Source organism: Streptomyces populi, from assembly GCF_002911015.1.
GTDB classification, from domain to species: Bacteria; Actinomycetota; Actinomycetes; order Streptomycetales; family Streptomycetaceae; genus Streptomyces; species Streptomyces populi.
In genome coordinates, this window is the sequence record NZ_KZ626948.1 from 1 (window position 1) to 18,480 (window position 18,480).

Genomic DNA, 18,480 nt, shown 5'->3' on the forward strand with positions numbered 1-18,480 from the left:
GGCGTTGATTTTTGGCACGCTGTTGAGTTCTCAAGGAACGGACGCTTCCTTCGTACTCACCCTCTCGGGCTTTCCTCCGGGCGCTTCCCTTCGGTCTTGCGTTTCCGACTCTATCAGACTCTTTCGGGCCTGACTCCCAGTCAGCGGGTTTTGTCTTCGCGGCTGTTGGGCCGTTCCGACGTCTCAAACTTTAGCGGATCTTCCCGGCAGTTCCTAATCGGGCCGCCGGACCCCAATCGAAATTGAATTCGGGCACGCCGAATTCACCCCGGCTGGGAGATCGTGCTGTGGTTTGTTTGCCGCATCAGCGGCGGAGGTGCCGCCGCAGAACCGTTCCGGTCCCGCGACAACTCGAAGAACTCTACGGATCTGCCAGGGCAGTGTCAACCCTTCCCTGTCAAGATCTTTTAATCGAGGTCGGTGAGCCGGCCGCCCGCGTCCGGCTGGGCGTCCTCCACCCGTCGCAGCAGGCGGGTCAGGACCTCGCCCAGGACTCCGCGGTCCTCGGCGGAGAGGTCCTGGAGCAGGTCCTCCTCGAAGACCGTGGCGAGACGCATGGCCTCCAGCCACTTCTCCCGGCCCTCGTCGGTCAGCTCGACGATGACGCGCACCCGGTTCGACTCGTCGCGCTCCCGGGTGACCAGGCCCTCCATGACCATGCGGTCGATGCGGTGGGTCATGGCGGCCGGGGTGAGGCCGAGGCGCTTGGCCAGCTCGCTCGGGCCGAGGCGGTACGGGGCGCCGGCGAGGACCAGCGCCTTCAGGACCTCCCACTCGGCGTTGCTGATGCCGAGCGCGGCGGTCTGGCGGCCGTAGGCGACGTTCATCCGCCGGTTGAGGCGGGACAGCGCCGAGACGATCTTCTCGACCTGGGGGTCGAGGTCCTGGAACTCGCGCTGGTAGGCGGCGATCTGTTCTTCGAGTGTCGGCTCGCTGACGCCGGGGGTGTCGCCCATGGCCCGAGTATCGCACGACGTCGCTTGGTGTCGAAGTCCTTCAAGGTGTAGAGTTCAACCTTGAAATTTAGCTTTGAAGTCTTCGAGCTTGCACTCATGCAGGGGAACGTGTCACCGGCACGGGACCCGCGGGCAGCCGGTACGGCTTCACGACCAAGGCAGGTGAAAGTGACCAGGGCGATGGGCGCAGCGATGCGCCGGATCCACATGGGCAACGCGCTCAGCGCGTTCGGGCTCGGCTTTACCGTCCCCTTCCTCTACGTCTACGTGGCGCAGGTGCGGGGACTCGGCTCCATGACGGCGGGCGTCGTGCTCGCCGTCTTCGCCGTGGCCGCTCTCGTCGTGCTGCCGTTCGCCGGACGGGCGATCGTCCGGCGTGGTCCCCTGCCGGTCCTGCTCGCCGCTCTGGTCACCGCCGCCCTGGGCGCGCTGAGCCTCGGCCTGGCGAACAGCGCGACGACCGTGGTGCTGTCGGCGGCGGCGCTCGGTGCCGGGCAGGCGGTGATGCAGCCGTCGCTCGCGACGATGATCGTGGACTGCTCCTCGGCGGACACCCGCTCGCGGGCCTTCGCGACACAGTTCTTCCTGCAGAACCTGGGGCTCGGTGTCGGTGGACTCATCGGCGGCCACATCGTCGACCCGGACCGGGCGAGCTCGTTCACGCTGCTGTTCGCGATCGAGGCGGCGATGTTCCTGGTGCTGGTCGTGATCATGGCGACCGTCCGGATGCCGCACGCGCCGCGGATCGACGGGAACGCGCCCCGGTCCAGGAGCGGCAGCTGGAAGCAGCTGCTCGGCAACCGGGCCATGGTGCAGCTCTCCGTGCTGGGCTTCGTGCTGTTCTTCGCCTGCTACGGGCAGTTCGAGTCGGGGCTGTCCGCGTACGGCGTCGAGGCGGCCGGGATCTCCACGTCCGCGCTCGGTACGGCGATGGCGGCGAACACCGCGATGATCGTGGTCGCGCAGTTCGCGGTGCTGAAGTTCGTCGAGCGCCGCAAGCGGACCCGGGTGATCGCCGCGGTCGGGCTCATCTGGGCCGTCGCCTGGCTGGCGGCCGGATACGCGGGCCTCGGGCACGGCAGCCGAACCATGGCCACGGCGGCCTTCGTCTCGACGTACGCGCTCTTCGGGCTCGGTGAGGCGATGCTGTCGCCGACGGTCGCCCCGCTGGTCGCCGATCTGGCGCCGACGGGCATGGCGGGTCAGTACAACTCCGCCTTCGCCCTGGTGAAGCAGCTCGCGCTGGCGATCGGCCCGGCGGTGGGCGGCCCGATGGGGGCCTCGCTGCACGGCCCGTACGTCGTGACGTTCCTGCTCTTCTCGCTCGGGATCACGGCCTTGGCACTGCGGCTCGGGCGGCGGCTGACCCCCGTGCAGGACCAGCCATCGCTCGCCCGCAGCCGGGTGGTCGCGCAGGGCGGGGCCGCGGCCGAGCCGATGCCCGCGAGCGCCTGACCGGCGGACTCGCGAAACGGGTGCGGACCACGGAACGGCCGCCGTCACGGAGAGACGTGACGGCGGCCGTTCCGTGTGCGCGGTCGCGGGTCTCAGCGGATGCCGGTCAGCAGGTTGGCGGTGAAGGGGAGGGTGGCGGTGCCGTCGGGGGCGGTGTGGTTGGCGAGGCGGGTGTGGACGACCCGCCCCGCGCCCTGGAGTCCTTCCTCTCCCGCGGTGTCGACGATCGCCTGTCCCCAGGATGTGGACGAGAGCTGACCGGGGGCGTAGGCGTCGAGGGGCGGGAGGGCGATGCCGAAGGTGATCTGCCGGACGGCGACCTCGTGGAAGCCGGCGCCGCGCAGGGCGGCGGAGAGCCGCTCGGGGGTGCCGGAGAAGGCGCCCTCGTAGTCCGCCGCGAGCTCCTTTCCGCCGTACTCCTCGACCGCCTCGTACTGGGCGACGAAGTACGGGATGAGTTCTCTGGCGGCCCATGCGGTGGCGGCGAAGCGTCCGCCGGGACGGGTCACGCGGGCCGCCTCCGCGAAGGCCGCGTCCAGGCCGGGGAAGAACTGGACGCCCTGCTGGCACACGACCGCGTCGAAGGCCGCGTCCTCGTAGGGAAGTTTCTCGGCGGAGGCGACGGTGAACTCGATGTCCGGGTACATGCGGGGCGCTTGCTCCGCGGCCATGGCGATCATGCCCGCGTTGACGTCCGTCCCCGAGACCCGGCCGGAGGGTCCGACCCGGGCCGCCGCCGCGCGGGCCGCGAAGCCGGTGCCGCAGGCCAGGTCGAGCACCTTGGCACCGGGACACAGGTCGACCGCGTCCAGGACCGCTTCCACGAAGGGCACCATGAACGGTGCCGCGTACCGCTCGTAGCGCTCGGGGGCACTTCCTTTGAGCTGAAAGCCCGATTCGTCTGCCATGGGGAGCTCTTAGCACCGGGCGGCCCTCCCGGCCAGGGGACGCGCGGAACGCGTCCGGGCCGGCCCGCGCCCCGGGATTCGATTCTCGGGGCGCGGATTCGATTCCTGGGGCGCGGCTTCGGCTCCGGAGGCGCGGATTCACTTCCCGGGGTGCGGATTCACTTCCCGGCGCGCGGGAGCGCGAACTCGCACCACACCGCCTTGCCGCCGCCCGGTGTGCGGCGGGAGCCCCATCCGGAGGCGATCGTGGCCACGATCGCGATGCCGCGGCCCGTCTCGTCGCCGGGCTCCGCGCGGCGGCGGCGCGGGAGGTGGTCGTCGCCGTCGGTGACCTCGATGATCAGACGGCGGTCGGTGCGGCGCAGGCGCAGGCGCATCGGCGGGGTGCCGTGCTGGAGCGAGTTGGCGACGAGTTCGCTGGCGGCCAGGACGCCGAGGTCGTGCAGATCGGCGGGGAAACGCCAGCTGGCCAGCACTCCGGAGGCGAAGGCACGCGCGCGGGGGGCCGCTTCCATGCCGCCGAGCAGTTCCAGGGCGGCGTTGCGGAAGAGCTCTCCGTCGGAGCCCGTGCGGGAGGGGTGCTGGAGGACCAGGACGGCGACGTCGTCGTCGTGGTCGGCGGTGACGCCGGCCGCGCGCACCAGGCGGTCGCAGATCACCTGCGGACCGCCCGTGGCTCCGGCCAGGGCGCGTTCCAGGGAGGCGATGCCCTCGTCGAGGTCCTCGTCGCGGCGCTCGACGAGGCCGTCCGTGTACAGGACGGCGGTGGAGCCGGGGCCCAGCGGGACCGAGCCGGAGGCGTGCAGCCAGCCGCCGGTGCCGAGCGGCGGTCCGGTCGGCTCGTCGGCGCGGTGGATGGTGCCGTTCTCGTCGCGGACCAGGATGGGCAGGTGGCCTGCGGAGGCGTAGACGAGCCGGCCCTCGTTCGGGTCGTGGACGGCGTACACGCAGGTGGCGATCTGGTTGGCGTCGATCTCGGTGGCGAGGCCGTCGAGGAGCTGCAGGACCTCGTGCGGCGGCAGGTCGAGCCGGGCGTACGCGCGCACGGCCGTGCGCAGCTGGCCCATGACGGCGGCCGCGCGGACCCCGCGGCCCATGACGTCGCCGATGACGAGCGCGGTGCGGCCGCCGCCGAGGGTGATGACGTCGTACCAGTCCCCGCCGACCGCCGCTTCCGTGCCGCCGGGCAGGTAGGTGGCGGCGATGCGCAGGTCGTCGGGCTCCTCCAGCTCCTGCGGGAGCAGGGAACGCTGGAGGGTGACGGCGGTCTCGCGCTGACGGCGTTCGCTGGCGCGCAGCCGCTCGGCGGCCTCGGCGTGGTCGGTGACGTCGGTGGCGAAGACGAGCACTCCGCGGCCGTCGTCCCCCGATGAGGTGTCGACCGGGGTGCAGGTGAACGTGTAGGAGCGGCCGGTCGACACCTTGCGGGACTTGACGGTACGGGGTCTGGAGCTGCGCAGGACCTGGTCGAGGAGCGGCAGCAGGCCGAGCTCGTCCAGCTCGGGCAGCGCCTCGCGCGCGGGTGCGCCGGCGGGGCGGGCGCCGAAGGCCGCCGTGTAGGCGTCGTTGACGTACGAGACGCGGTGCTCGGGACCGTGCACGAGGGCGACGAGGGCGGGGACGCGGTCGAGGACCGCGTGCACCGGGAGTTCGTCGACGGCGAGCCCGGGCGGGACGTCGTCGGTGAGCTGCTCGACGCGGGCCGCCGGCACGGAGCCTTCCCCTCGCCTGTCCGGGGCGGCCGTGGGTGCGGCCGTGTGCTCGGTCCGCGCTGCGGCGCGGCGCTGCGTTCCGGGGAGCCGGGCGCTCCAGCGCGTGAAGTTCACAGTGGGGAAAGCCTCGTGTTAGAAGGGCGAGCGGTTCACCCGCCCAAAGTCGTGGACCTGTCTGGCAGTCTGACCGACCGGGTCTGCTTCCGTCAGACGCCGTCCCTGCCGGTGGAGTTCCGCTGTCCGGTCAGGACGACCCCTTCGGGTCGGTCGGAGGCTTTCCCCCGGCCGCCAGTTCGAACTCCGCACGGGGGTGTTCGAGTGAACCGAGGGACACGATCTCCCGCTTGAAGAGACCTGCCAGGGTCCATTCGGCGAGTACACGGGCCTTGCGGTTGAAGGTCGGCACCCTGCTGAGGTGGTAGACGCGGTGCATGAACCAGGCAGGATAGCCCCTCAGCTTGCGCCCGTAGACGTGTGCGACTCCCTTGTGCAGTCCCAGGGAGGCGACCGAGCCGACGTATTTGTGGGAGTAGGTCTCCAGGGGCTCGCCGCGCAGGGTGTGCGCGAGGTTGTCGCCGAGGACCTTCGCCTGGCGCACGGCGTGCTGGGCGTTGGGCGCGGTCTCCTTGCCGGGTTCCGCGGTCACGTCGGGGACGGCGGCGGCGTCTCCGGCGGCCCAGGCGTGCGGGACGCCGTCGACGGTGAGCCGGGGGGTGCACTCGATGCGGCCGCGCTCGTTCAGGGGGAGGTCGGTCGCGGCAAGGAGGGGGTGCGGTTTCACACCGGCCGTCCACACGACGGTGCGCGTCGGGAAGCGCGCGCCGTCACTGAGGACGGCGACCCGGTCCGCGCAGCTGTTGAGGCGGGTCTCCAGGCGCACCTCGATGTTGCGCCGGCGCAGCTGGCTGACCGTGTACCGGCCCATCTCCTCGCCGACCTCGGGGAGGATGCGGTCGGAGGCCTCGACGAGGATCCACTTCATGTCCTCGGGCTTGATGTTGAGGTAGTACCGCGCGGTGTAGCGGGCCATGTCCTCCAGCTCGCCGAGCGCCTCGACGCCGGCGTAACCGCCTCCCACGAAGACGAAGGTCAGGGCCGCGTCCCGGATCGCGGGATCGCGGGTGGAGGAGGCGATGTCCATCTGCTCGATGACGTGGTTGCGCAGTCCGATGGCCTCTTCGACCGTCTTGAAGCCGATGGCGAAGTCGGCAAGTCCGGGGATCGGCAGGGTGCGCGAGACCGAGCCGGGGGCGAGCACGAGTTCGTCGTAGGTGATCTGCTCGGCGCCCGCGCCCTCCTCCTCGGTGGCGAGCGTGGTGAGCGTGGCGGTGCGCTTGGCGTGGTCGATCGACCGGACCTCGCCGATGACGATCCGGCACCGGTCGAGGACCCGGCGCAGCGGAACGACCACGTGACGCGGCGAGATCGAGCCCGCGGCGGCTTCGGGAAGGAACGGCTGATACGTCATGTAGGGGTCGGGCGACACGACCGTGATCTCGACTTCGCCCCGCTTCAGTTCGGGCTTCAACTGCCGCTGGAGACGCAGGGCGGTGTACATCCCGACGTAGCCGCCGCCGACGATGAGAATGCGCGCACGTTCCTTCACCGTCCCATGACGCACCCCGCTCCGGAGTTTGTCCACAGCCCCGGCAATTTGTGTGACCGGCCGCCTACAACGTGCGGAGTTGGCCGATTTGCCGGAGTCTAGGGAAAACCCGCTGGTCAAGGTGGGTGAGGGGGGTATTCGGACAGGGCGTAATCGGGACGTACAGGGTCCGTACTCCGATCGGGGGGCGCTCCGTGCGGAACCTGCCCCTTCTGAATTGACCCCCGCTCAACTATGTTCGTGTGTCGACGGGGTGTAGGGGGATGCGCTCGGCGAGTCCGTACGACGGGCTCGCACACCAGCTTGTTCCACGCGCTCCGGTCTGTCGATGGCGGGGAGAGTCTCCGGGGGGAGACGTCATTACCGGGGGAACGCTTATGCATATTCAGGACTCTCATTGGTCTTCCGCGTCAGCCGTCGCACCTGGTGGTGCGATCGGCGCGGCGCCGAGCGGCAACGGACGCGGTCCGGCGGACGGATCGCGCACGACGCCGCTGCGTGTGGACGCACAGCGCAATCTGGAACACGTACTGCGCGCGGCGCGCGAGGTCTTCGGCGAGCTGGGGTACGGCGCGCCGATGGAGGACGTCGCCCGGCGGGCGAGGGTCGGTGTCGGCACGGTGTACCGGCGCTTCCCGAGCAAGGACGTCCTGGTGCGCCGGATAGCCGAGGAGGAGACCTCCCGGCTGACCGACCAGGCACGCGCCGCGCTCGGCCAGGAGGACGAGCCGTGGTCGGCGCTCTCGCGCTTCCTGCGGACGTCGGTGGCCTCGGGCGCCGGACGGCTGCTGCCGCCGCAGGTGCTGCGGGTCGGCGTCGCCGAGGACGGTCCCGAGCCGGACGAGGCACGGGTGCCGCAGCAGCGGTCCCAGCCCGCGCCCGAGCTGCGGCTCGTCGAGCAGCGGCCCGCCCCCGAGGACGAGCCGGTGATCGCCGAGGTGGACGACGCCGGCGCGGCGGCACTGCTCGAAGTGGTCGGGCGGCTCGTCGACCGGGCGCGCGCGGCGGGCGAGTTGCGCGCGGACGTCACCGTGGCGGACGTCCTGCTGGTCATCGCGACGGCGGCGCCCTCGCTGCCGGACGCGGCCCAGCAGGCGGCGGCCTCGGCCCGGCTCCTCGACATCCTGCTGGAGGGCCTGCGCTCGCGTCCGGCGTGAACCGGACCGGAAGCGACCGCGGCACGGGCGGGTTCCGGCCGCGGAACGGCTCCGGGGCCTGAGGAGGTTCCGGGGCACGAGGACACTCCCGGCGCGCGGAAGCCGCGCGTACGCGGGTGCTCCCGGGCACACCGATGCTCCCGGGCGCGAGTGCGGCACGACTCGCGCCCAGGAGCATCGCTCTCGCGTGCCTCCACTGCGCCGTGCGCCCCTGGCACGAGGGCGCGTCCCGCACCCGTGCGTCCCTTTGGGGACGGTAGCGACGGCTTCCTTCCGTCTCCTCCGCCATCTCCCGCGCGCACAACGGCCATTGACCATTCCCCGGACGGATGACAGTTAGTACCACAGAGCGGCAAAACCCCTCGGACGAGTGGTTGGTCCGTACGAGGGGGTGCCGCTCGGGCGGCCTGTGACAGTCTGTCCCGGTATTCGGGTCCGAGTGGGCAGGCGGGGGCTTTCCGCGATGAGCGTTGACGGGCGGGACGAGTCACTCGGTGACGACGGTCCCGACGGCGGCACGGAAACCGGCGGCTCACCGACCGGCGGCTCACCGTCGTGGCAGGTGCCGGGTCAGGGCGGCCCGCACGGTGTGGGCCCGCGCGGCGTGAACCCCGACGGCGAAGGTTCCGACAGCGGTGCCCTGCACCACGGCACGGCGGACCCCGGCGTGCCGTCGCAGCGCGACCGGTGGGGCCGGCGCGAGGGCGGTGTCCTGCCGCCCCCGCGGGACCCGGCGCTCCCGGTGGACCCGCCTCCCCCCGACGCCGGTCTGATCGAGCGGATGCGCGCGGGCGACGACACGGCGTACGAGGAGCTGTACCGCCGGCACGCCGAAGCCGTCCGCCGTTACGCCCGCACCTGCTGCCGCGACCCGCACACCGCCGACGACCTCACGGCCGAGGTGTTCGCCCGCATGCTCCAGGCCGTGCGCGGCGGCAGCGGTCCCGAGCACGCCGTGCGCGCGTACCTCCTCACCACCGTCCGCCGGGTCGCCGCGAGCTGGACGAGGACGGCCAGGCGGGAGCAACTGGTCGACGACTTCGCGGTGTTCGCCGCGCAGGCCGCCCGCGCTCCCGAGCCCCTCGACGACCCCCTCGGCCTCGGCGCGGACGTACGCGCGATGCACGAGGCCGAGCAGTCCATGGCCATGCGGGCCTTCCGCTCGCTGCCGGAGCGCTGGCAGGCCGTGCTGTGGCACACCGAGGTCGAGGACGAGTCCCCGAGCGAGGTCGCCACGCTCTTCGGCCTCGACGCGAACGGCACCCGTGTGCTCGCCAGCCGCGCCCGCGAGGGGCTCAGGCAGGCCTACCTCCAGGCGCACGTCAGCACCACGTCCGCCCTGGACGAGGAGTGCGCGCGCCACGCCGACCGGCTCGGGGCCTACGCCCGCGGCAGCTTGCGCACCCGTGCCGAACGGGGGCTGCGCAAGCACCTGGAGGAGTGCGCCAGGTGCCGCCTGGCCGCGGGCCAGATCAAGGAAGTGGCCGGCGGGATCCCCGCGGTCGTACCGGTCGCGGTCATCGGCTGGTTCGGTGCCGCCGGGTACGCGAAGGCCCTCGCGCTCATCGCCGGTGGCGCCGGAGCGGGTGCGGCCGGAGCCGCGGGCGCGGCGGCCGTGGCGGGCGGCGGCTCGTCGGGAGCGGGCGCCGGAGGCGGCGCGGCGGTCGCCGAGGGACTCGGCGCTCCGGTCAAAGCCGGTATCGCGGCCGGTGTCGTCGCGGTGGCCGCGGCGGCGGTGGCGCTCTCCCTGGTCGGCGACGACAGCCCCGCCCGGCGGCCCGGGGCGGCACCGGCCGCCTCGCCCGCCGTCGAGGCGCCGGTGCCGTCGCCGGTGCCGCCCAGGAGATCCCCCGCGCCCGGGACGCCGGCGGTGGTGCGCGGGCCGGCACCCGCCCCGCCCGCCGCGGCGGAGCCGAGGCCCGCCCCGAAGCCGACGCCGAGAGTGGCCCCGAGCCCGAGTCCGCCCCCCGCGCCGACTCCGGCCCCGCCTCCGGCCTCGCCCCCGCTGCCGGAACCGACCCCGACGGAGTCCGAACCGACCCCGGCCCCTCCCCCGCCCGCCCCCGTCGTCTACCGGTGGAGCGACCTGGGGTACGACGTCCTCGGCGACCACACCGAGCCGGAGATGCGGCTGGTCGGGAGCAGCCGGGTGTGGCAGCGCGACGGGATGAACATCGCGGACACCCGGTACGCGCACGGGGTGACCGTGCACAGCCGGTCCTCCGTCACCATCGATCTCAACCGCGAATGCAACTCGTACGACGCGATGGCCGGTGTCGACGATCTGACGCCGGTCCCGGGCGGGCTGCGGTTCTCCGTCTACGCGGACGGATCCCGGCTGTGGCGGTCACCGCTGGTCGAGGGCGGCGACCCGGCGGTCCCCGTCCACGTGGACCTCACCGGCCACCGGACGGTCCGGCTCGTCGTCGAACCCCGCAGCCCGTTCGACCCGGCCTCACTGGGCGACTGGGCGGAGTCGAAGTTCCTGTGCCGCTGAACGGCTAGCCGACGGGGTGGGTCTCGAGGGTTTCGGTGAGGTCGCGGAGGGCTTCTTCCTGGGTGTAGCCGGAGCCCCGGGCGCGCTCGGACTCGTAGCGCTCCGGGCCGAGCGCCGCGAGGGCGGCGGCCTCGGTGCGCCGGACGTCGGCGCTCTCCCGGGCGGACCGCAGATCCCCGCCGCGCCAGCCGGTGCCGGCGGCCGTCAGCCGCGTGGCCACCGGGTGGGCGCCCAGCTCCGCGAACAGACGCGCGGCGCCCTCGGCGAAGGCCGCGGCCACCACGTCGGAGCACCGCGCGTCCATCGCGTGCCGCAGCCCGGCACCCAGCTTCCGCAGACCCTGCGCAGGGCCGGACTCGGCGGCCGTGACCAGGGCGTCGACCCAGTTCAACCCCGCCGTGAACTGCGGCGGCGGGGTACCTCTGAGGCTCTCCTCGCGCGACTTCCCGCACAGTTCGCGCGCGAGGGCGACCTCCCCGCCGTCCAGGACCACCTGGGCGCGCAGCAGATGGACGAAGGCCCGGGAGTCCGTCACCCCGTACTGGTCGGCGGCGGCGCTCGCCTCGTCCAGCGTCGCCAGGGCCAGAGAACTCTCGCCGGCGCGGTGGGCGATCTCGGCCAGCCGCGCCATGAGGAACGGCACCTCCGCGTACGCGCCCACCTCGTAGGCGAGCCGCAGCGCCTCCTCGTACTCGCCCTTCGCCTCGTCGTACCGGCTGCGTGCCATGGCCGCCTCACCGGCCGCGCTGCACACCTGGGCCCGCATCCAGCGGTCCCCGACCCTCCGGCTGAGCCCGCGCAGTTCCTCCAGGTCCTCGTCCACGCCCGGCATGCCGCCCGGGGCGTCGACGACCATGTGCGTACGGAACATCAGGGCGACGCCGATCTCCCATTCGCCGCCGTACTCGCGGCAGTTGGCGACCGTCGCGTGCATCGCCGGCCCCACGTCGTCCGGATCGCCCAGGAAGTGCGCGGCCATCGGCCAGACGATCCCCGGCATGCGCGCCGCGTCCGGACCGCCCCGCTCGAAGGCGCCCCGCACCCGCTCCACGTACTCCCGCAGCCGGCCCTCCCCCCACTCGTCCAGCGGAACGACGTCCACCTTCATGAACAGGTGGAGCATCCGCAGCCGCATCCGCATGGCGTGCAGCGGGTGCCGCTCGTCGCGCTCGGGGTGGTCGAGGAAGGCGCCCACCGGATCGACGTCCTCGAGGTCGGAGACGAGACGGTCACCGGTGGCACACCCGGAACGGCCGCCCGCCGCACGGTCGGTGGCCGGTGCGTCGAGCAACGCGCCCAGCCTCAGGACGAGGTCCGTCCAGCGGATGCCCTCGTGCCGGAAGTTGCGCAGCCACCAGAACCAGCCCATGTCGAGGACGAGAGCGCCCGCGCCCTCCTCGTCCCGGGCGGCGAGGGAGCGCCGGAGAGCGGCCCTGATGTTGTCGAGCTCGGCCTCCAGACGTCGGATCCAGGGGAGTTGGCCGGCCGAGCGGAGCTGGGGCTCGGCCTCCTCGGCCAGGGCGCGCACCCACGCGCGGTGGCGTCGCTCGGCGGCGGCGCGCAGCTCGGGGACCTCGGCGGCACGTTCGGCGGCGTACTCGTGGATGGTCTCCAGCATGCGGTAGCGCATCCCGCCGCCCGTGCCGTCCGGAGTGGCGACGAGGAGGGACTTGTCGACGAGAGCGCCGACGAGGTCGGCCGCGGGGCCGGTGCACACGGCCTCCGCGGCGGCCAGGTCCCAGCCGCCCGCGAACACGGACGCCTCGCGCAGCACGGTCCGCTCCCGTTCGTCGAGCAGGTCCCAGGACCAGTCGACGACGGCGCGCAGGGTCTGCTGACGGGGCAGCACCGTACGGCTTCCGGAGGTCAGCAGCCGGAAGCGGTCGTCGAGCCGGTCGGCGATCTGCCGCGGGGTGAGCAGCCGCAACCGGGCCGCGGCCAGCTCGATGGCCAGGGGCAGGCCGTCGAGCCGTCGGCAGATCTCGTCCACGGCGGCGGGGTCGTGGAACGCGGCGGCGGGACGCACCACGGAGGCCCGCTCCATGAAGAGGCGGTGCGCGGAATCGGGCCGGAGCGGCTCGACCGGGCGCACCAACTCGCCGGGGACGCCCAGGGGTTCGCGGCTGGTGGCGAGGATCGTGAGGCCGGGGCAGCGGGTCAGCAGCGTCTCGGCGAGTTCGGCCGCCGCGTCGATCACGTGCTCGCAGTTGTCGAGGATCAGGAGCTGGCTGCGCGGGGCGCAGTACTCGACGAGCAGGGCTACCGGGTCGTCCTGCGCGACCGTCATCTCGTTGGAGATCAGTGCGGTCTCGCGCAGACCGAGGGCGCTGACCACCGCGCCCGGGACCGCCTCGGGCCGGTCGAGCGGGGCCAGCTCGGCCAGCCACGCCTGCGAAAGCCCGGCGGCGGCCTCCTCGGCGAGGCGGGTCTTGCCCGAGCCTCCCGGTCCGGTCAGCGTGACCAGCCGCGCCCCCCGCACGTCCGAACGGATGGCCCCGACCTCGTGTTCCCGGCCGACGAAGGAGTTCAGACGGGGACGGATGTTCCCGGTCCGCCGGGCACGGGAGGGGTCCCCGTCCCGGGGACCCTCGGCCGGCGCGGCGACCGTCCCGGATCCGGACTCCCGCGGGTCCAGCAGCGCGGCGTGCAGGTCCCGCAGCTCCGGCCCGGGGTCCGCGCCGAGACCGTCCGCCAGCGCGCGGCGGACGTCCTCGTACGCGGCCAGCGCGTCGGCACCGCGACCGGTCTCGCGCAGGGCGCGGATGAGCAGGACGTGCAGCGCCTCGTCGTACGGGTGGGCCGCCGTAAGCTCCTTCAGCTCCGGTACGACGTCGAAGGCCCGGCCGAGCCGCAGGTCCGCCTCGACACGGCTGCGCGTCGCCTCCAGGCGCAGCGCTTCCGGACGGGTCGCGGCGGTGCGGTCGGGAAGGTCCGCGAGGGCGGGGCCGCGCCACAGGGCGAGGGCTTCGCCCAGCCGGGCGGCGGCGGTACGGGCGTCGCCGCCGTCGAGGGCGGTCCTGCCCTCCGTGACGAGCCGCTCGAAGACGAACAGGTCCACGTCGTCCCGGGTGGCCCGGAGCCGGTAGCCGCCGGGCTCCGAGGTGACGGCGTCCTTCCCGACGGCCCGGCGGAGGCGGCCGACCAGTGCCTGCAGCGCCGCCGGGGCGTCCTGGGGCGGATCGTCCGCCCACACCTCGTCGATGAGGGTGTCCGGGGAGATCGTGCGGGCGGGGTGGCGGGCGAGGGCCGTGAGCAGCGCGCGTACCCGGGGGCCGCCCACCGTGACCAGGGCCCCCCGGTCGTCCTCCGCCTGGGCAACCCCCAGAATCCCGTACCGCACGCCCCCATTCTCACCGCCCGCCCGCTCCGGGTCACCGGGATACTCCGGCGAGCCGCTCCACCCCGTCCCCGGCGACGGCCCCCGAGCACAAGCTTTCTTCGCCCCCTCCGCCCCTACCCTCCCCCAAGGTCTCGGCTTCTCCCCCAGCCTTCGGCCGGGAGGGACCCCCAGACCAGGGGGGACCCCCATCGTCCCTGGGGCGCCGCCCCCGAACCCCCGCTCCTCAAACGCCGGAGGGGCTGGATCTTCACGCCCGCGAGGGACTGCACCCGAGCCACCGCTCACCCGCGGCCGGGATCCGGCGTGAGGGGCCGTGCCGGTACATCGATGCCCGTCGCCACCGACGCCCACATCCCTGTCCGACGGCGACGGGCTGATGCACCGGCACGGCCCCGACCCACCCACCGGACCGGCACCGAACCCGTCGGCGTTCAGGACTGACGGGCAGCCGCGCCCAGCGCCCTCCCCTGCGGAACGATCCCCGCGGGAACGGCCCGCTGACGCGCCGGTGTCCCGGTCCAGCACGTTCCGCGCCGGGCCAGCAACCGCCGCAGCCACAGTTCGAGCGAGACGAGATCGGCCAGCCCGTCGAGGGGCAGCGGCGCCCCCTCCGCCGCCGAGCGCAGCGCCTTGCGGACGACGCGCGCCTCGACGAGCCCCGCCTGCGCGAGCAACGGCGTGTCGAACAGGGAGACCAGGGAATCGGCCGCCACCCGCACCCCGGTCCGGGCCGCCGCCGTGGAGGACGCGTGGGACGGAGCCCCCCACCCGGAGGGCAGATCGGCCACCCCGGCCCCCTCCAGCACCGTCCGCAGGATCGCCGCCCGCGCCCCCGGCTGCACCCGCAGCGCCTCCGGAAGCTCACGGCACGCCCGGACGACCTGGTTGTCCAGGAACGGCGTGTGCAGCCGCTGGAAGCGGATCTCGGCGGCCTGCTCCAGGACCCGGACGTCGGCCGCGTGGCGGGCCAGCGCGGCACGTGCGCGGAAATCCCCCGGCCGCTGTCCGGGCCCGACGATCGGCCGCCCGCCGCCCCCTTGGAGACGAACCGATACTTCAGCCAGCGCCTCCCCCGTCAGCCAGCGCGCGGCCGGCCCGGGTCTCGCCCAGCTGAGCGCGGCGAGCGACGCGCCCACCGCGCCCCCGGCGTCCTCGAACCTCCGGTGCAGCAACTGTTCGGCGAGGACGTCGACCCCGGTGCGGTACGGCGTACGGGCGAGCTTGCGCGCCGCGCCGTACACGCGCGCGGGGACCATCACTGAGCCGTCGGCCTTCGTCAACGCGGCGACGGGACGCACCAGATGGCGCCGCTTGCGGTCCATGAGCAGGTCGGCGAGCCGGGCCGGATGGGCGTCCAGCACCTGGCGCGCGCCGTAGCCCGTGAAGTGGTCCGCGCTGCCGGAGACGAGCCGCGCGCGGTGGCGTGCCGCCGTCACCAGGGACGGCCCCGGCTCGTCGGTCAGCGGCCCCTCCAGGTCGGCGTACGGAAGCGTCTCTTCGCCCCCGGCGACGACCACGTGGTGCAGCCGGGGGTTCGCGGCCAGCGTCCCGGCCCGCTCCAGCTCGGCCTCGTGCCCCCGTACCGCGAGGTCGTTGAAGGTCACCGCGAGGAGGCGTTCCCCGGCACCGGTTCCGTGTCCGAGGACCGTGCCGGGCGCTCCGGGCAGGCCCGCGGCGAGCAGCGCGAGGGTTCCCGAGGCGGGCCCTCCGGAGAGGTCGGCCCCGATGCCCGGCACCGGCGTCCCGCGCGCGGCGCGCCGCTCGGCGGGTCCCATGCCGGGCACGGGCCCGGGGTCGACATCCGTGCCCGGCACATGGCGGGGAGCGGAGAGGCGGGTGCGGACGGCCTCCACGAGGGCGTCCCGTACGGCGTCCACGGCGATCGCGGGATCGGTGGGGGGCGCGGCGACGGCGAGGGAGGCGACGGGTTCGTACCCGGCGATCTCGCGCGCTCCGGCCCGCAGGACGAGCGTGTGTCCGGGCGGGATGCGGCGCACGCCCTCGTACGGAGTGGAGTCGTGCACGGCGGCCGGTACGTCGGGAGCGGCGAGCATCGCGGCCAGGTGGCCGAAGTCGAGGTTGGCCTCGATGAGGTCGGCGAGCGGGAGCGCGGCGGTGGCGTAGGCGGTGCCGCCAGCCCAGGGGGTGTAGAACACGGGCCGGGCGCCGGCGAGGTCGCCGCAGACGGTGACCCGGCGGCCGACCTGGACGACGGCGGTGTAGCTGCCGGACCAGTTGGTGAGGTGGCGGAGCGCTCCACCGCGCGCGGCGAACAGTCCGACCCGTAGTTCTTCGTCGGAGGCGCCGCAGGTGCCGAGGACGGCGATGCGGTTCTCGGCGTCGGCCTTCACCACGCGCACCTCGTCGGGACGCCAGTCGCCGACGGCCCACAGCGGATCCGGGTCACCCCACAGGAGTTGGGAACCCACCGGGTGCACGGTCTCGCCGTCGTGGCCCGTGGCGCCCGCCGAGCCGACCGCGGACGCTCTGGCGACGGTGCTGCTCCACCCCACCAACCATCGCATCGCCGCCTCCACAGGCTGTGGACAACCAGTGCACCGTACGAACTCGGCACCATGCTGCCACGAAGGAGGCGTACGAGAGGGCCCCTGCGGCGGCTTGCACTCCCCGGAGTGCGCCCCTACGCGAACGCCCGCGCCGTCAAGCGAAGACGATCCACCGGCAAATACCTTTCACGCAAAGCCCGTTGGGGAGATCGGAGAACGCCGCACCACACCGGAAGGAAATCCGCCCCGGACCGCCACCGGACCACCCCCGGCCCGCGGGGCACCCCTCCCGCACCACCCGCCCCCGACAGGTCGACGCGAATGCGCCCCCGATACACTCCCCCAGGACGCCCTTCGCGCCCTCAACTCGCATGGTGGGAGCCCTGATTGCCCTCGGGGCGGACCGTCGTTTTTCAGCCAAATCGGTGATGGACGGACAGGCCCGGACACGCTCCGTACATGCCTTGCGCACCGCTTCCGCAACGCACAGTCCGGGAGGCGGAGTTCGCCCCCCGGACCGGTCCGCCGCCCGCGGGGATGTAGGCGGCGGTGTCCCCCAGCCCACTGGATCCAGTACAGCGGGCCGACCCACGCACGTTCCATGGAAGCGCTCCCCCCGGTGGCCGGAGAAGAGCGCACGGGCAGGCGCACGGCCACACAACGGGAGCACGCCGCAACGGTCCGTACAGTCGTACGGACCACAATCCCGCCAACCGGACGTACGCCCCTTAACGCTGGGGATCGGGCGAACTACGCTGGGTTTACGAATGCCGCGTGGTTATGCCAGTGCGGCAGCCGTCTGTGTCGAGGGGTGGCGCATGTCCAGGGAGCAACGCGGGCCGAACGAGAAACTCGGCGCCGTTCTCGCCCTCGCGGGAATCAGCAACGCAGGACTCGCGCGCCGCGTCAACGACCTCGGCGCCCAGCGCGGGCTGACACTTCGCTACGACAAGACGTCGGTGGCGCGCTGGGTGTCGAAGGGCATGGTGCCGCAGGGCGCCGCGCCGCACCTCATCGCGGCCGCCATCGGCCAGAAGCTCGGCCGCCCCGTGCCGCTCCACGAGATCGGCCTGGCGGACGCGGATCCCGCGCCGGAAGTCGGACTCGCCTTCCCCCGTGACGTCGGGCAGGCGGTGCGGTCGGCGACGGACCTGTACCGCCTCGACCTCGCCGGGCGCAGAGCGGGCGGCGGCATCTGGCAGTCCCTGGCCGGCTCCTTCGCCGTGAGCGCCTACGCGACGCCCGCCTCGCGCTGGCTGATAACCCCGGCCGACAGTTCGGTGGCGCGCGAGGTGAGTCCGAACGACGGCTCCGGAGCGCCCCTGAAGGTCGGCCACAGCGACGTGCTGAAACTCCGCGAGGCGGCCGAGGACGCCCGGCGCTGGGACTCCAAGTACGGGGGCGGGGACTGGCGTTCGTCCATGGTGCCCGAGTGTCTGCGGGTCGAGGCGGCACCCCTGCTGCTCGGCTCCTACTCCGACGAGGTCGGCAGGGCCCTGTTCGGCGCGTCGGCGGAACTCACCCGTCTCGCGGGCTGGATGGCCTTCGACACGGGCCAGCAGGAAGCCGCTCAGCGCTACTACATCCAGGCCCTGCGGCTGGCCCGCGCCGCCGCCGACGTGCCCCTCGGGGGCTACGTCCTGGCCTCCATGTCCCTCCAGGCGACCTACCGGGGCTTCGGCGACGAGGGCGTCGACCTCGCCCAGGCCGCCCTGGAGCGCAACCGCGGTCTCGCCACGGCCCGCACCATGAGCTTCTTCCGGCTCGTCGAGGCACGCGCCCACGCGCGCGCGAGTGACGCCCAGGCGGCCGGCGCGGCGCTGAAGGCGGCCGAGGGCTGGCTGGAGCGGGCCCGCGACGGCGACAACGACCCGTCCTGGCTCGGCTTCTACGGATACGACCGCTTCGCGGCGGACGCCGCCGAGTGCTACCGCGACCTGAAGGCGCCGCGCCAGGTGCGCCGCTTCACCGAACAGGCGCTGTCCAAGCCGACGGAGGAGTTCGTGCGGTCGCACGGGCTGCGCCTGGTGGTGTCGGCGGTCGCCGAGCTGGAGTCCGGCAATCTGGACGCGGCGTGCGAGCAGGGCGTGCGGGCGGTGGAGGTCGCGGGACGCATCTCCTCCGCGCGCACCACCGAGTACGTGAAGGACCTGCTGCACCGGCTGGAGCCGTACGGCGACGAGCCGCGCGTGGTGGAGCTGCGGGAGCGGGCCCGTCCGCTGCTGATGGCTCCGGCGTAGACGGAACGGAACGGGGCGCCCGGCGGTCCGGGCGCGGACAGGGCGCCGCGGCCGGACCGCCGGGCGTGAGCAGGGCGCCGCGGCCCCGCGGCGCGAAAAAAC

At 73.5% G+C, this 18,480-nt stretch carries 10 protein-coding genes; 4 read left to right on the plus strand and 6 right to left on the minus strand.

Annotation, left to right across the window (positions count from 1 at the left end):
• Nucleotides 1–407 precede the first annotated feature (407 nt).
• Entirely contained in the window at nt 408–956 is a 549-nt protein-coding gene (locus CW362_RS34785) for a MarR family winged helix-turn-helix transcriptional regulator (protein WP_103553605.1), read from the minus strand.
• Nucleotides 957–1,136: 180 nt separating this feature from the next.
• On the opposite strand from CW362_RS34785, the gene CW362_RS34790 reads away from it, so the two are divergent.
• Nucleotides 1,137–2,411, plus strand: a complete 1,275-nt coding sequence (locus tag CW362_RS34790; RefSeq protein ID WP_206301143.1) for an MFS transporter — start codon at nt 1,137–1,139, stop codon at nt 2,409–2,411.
• 92 nt (nt 2,412–2,503) lie between these two features.
• On the opposite strand, the gene CW362_RS34795 is transcribed toward CW362_RS34790, so the two are convergent.
• The 3 genes from CW362_RS34795 to CW362_RS34805 form a co-directional block, all read right to left on the minus strand.
• A complete protein-coding gene (locus tag CW362_RS34795) occupies nt 2,504–3,319 on the minus strand; it encodes a class I SAM-dependent methyltransferase (RefSeq protein WP_103553607.1) in 816 nt (271 codons plus the stop codon).
• Nucleotides 3,320–3,477: 158 nt separating this feature from the next.
• Complete coding sequence (locus CW362_RS34800) at nt 3,478–5,145, minus strand: ATP-binding SpoIIE family protein phosphatase (RefSeq protein WP_103553608.1); 1,668 nt, start codon at nt 5,143–5,145, stop codon at nt 3,478–3,480.
• A gap of 130 nt (nt 5,146–5,275) precedes the next feature.
• On the minus strand, nt 5,276–6,637 hold the full coding sequence (locus CW362_RS34805) for an NAD(P)/FAD-dependent oxidoreductase (RefSeq protein ID WP_103553609.1): 1,362 nt from the start codon (nt 6,635–6,637) through the stop codon (nt 5,276–5,278).
• A 377-nt stretch (nt 6,638–7,014) separates the two neighbouring features.
• Here CW362_RS34805 and CW362_RS34810 point away from each other — a divergent pair, with 377 nt between their 5' ends.
• Together CW362_RS34810 and CW362_RS34815 are read left to right on the plus strand one after the other, a co-directional pair.
• A complete protein-coding gene (locus CW362_RS34810) occupies nt 7,015–7,794 on the plus strand; it encodes a TetR/AcrR family transcriptional regulator (RefSeq protein WP_103553610.1) in 780 nt (259 codons plus the stop codon).
• A 463-nt stretch (nt 7,795–8,257) separates the two neighbouring features.
• Nucleotides 8,258–10,291, plus strand: coding sequence for a sigma-70 family RNA polymerase sigma factor (locus CW362_RS34815; RefSeq protein WP_103553611.1), 2,034 nt, complete (start codon nt 8,258–8,260; stop codon nt 10,289–10,291).
• 4 nt (nt 10,292–10,295) lie between these two features.
• On the opposite strand, the gene CW362_RS34820 is transcribed toward CW362_RS34815, so the two are convergent.
• Both CW362_RS34820 and CW362_RS34825 read right to left on the minus strand, forming a co-directional pair.
• Nucleotides 10,296–13,631: an AfsR/SARP family transcriptional regulator gene (locus tag CW362_RS34820; RefSeq protein ID WP_240658184.1), complete on the minus strand. Its 3,336-nt coding sequence runs from the start codon at nt 13,629–13,631 to the stop codon at nt 10,296–10,298.
• 431 nt (nt 13,632–14,062) lie between these two features.
• Entirely contained in the window at nt 14,063–16,156 is a 2,094-nt protein-coding gene (locus tag CW362_RS34825) for an asparagine synthase-related protein (protein ID WP_103553613.1), read from the minus strand.
• A gap of 800 nt (nt 16,157–16,956) precedes the next feature.
• Here CW362_RS34825 and CW362_RS34830 point away from each other — a divergent pair.
• Nucleotides 16,957–18,378: an NsdA family TPR-like regulatory protein gene (locus tag CW362_RS34830; protein WP_103553614.1), complete on the plus strand. Its 1,422-nt coding sequence runs from the start codon at nt 16,957–16,959 to the stop codon at nt 18,376–18,378.
• The last annotated feature ends 102 nt before the right edge of the window (nt 18,379–18,480 follow it).

What these genes read in the sequence shown, in the direction of transcription:
- CW362_RS34785 (WP_103553605.1), bottom strand. Translation starts at nt 956, where the DNA reads ATGGGCGACACCCCCGGCGTCAGCGAGCCGACACTCGAAGAACAGATC.
- CW362_RS34790 (WP_206301143.1), top strand. Translation starts at nt 1,137, where the DNA reads ATGGGCGCAGCGATGCGCCGGATCCACATGGGCAACGCGCTCAGCGCG.
- CW362_RS34795 (WP_103553607.1), bottom strand. Translation starts at nt 3,319, where the DNA reads ATGGCAGACGAATCGGGCTTTCAGCTCAAAGGAAGTGCCCCCGAGCGC.
- CW362_RS34810 (WP_103553610.1), top strand. Translation starts at nt 7,015, where the DNA reads ATGCATATTCAGGACTCTCATTGGTCTTCCGCGTCAGCCGTCGCACCT.
- CW362_RS34815 (WP_103553611.1), top strand. Translation starts at nt 8,258, where the DNA reads ATGAGCGTTGACGGGCGGGACGAGTCACTCGGTGACGACGGTCCCGAC.
- CW362_RS34825 (WP_103553613.1), bottom strand. Translation starts at nt 16,156, where the DNA reads ATGCGATGGTTGGTGGGGTGGAGCAGCACCGTCGCCAGAGCGTCCGCG.
- CW362_RS34830 (WP_103553614.1), top strand. Translation starts at nt 16,957, where the DNA reads ATGTCCAGGGAGCAACGCGGGCCGAACGAGAAACTCGGCGCCGTTCTC.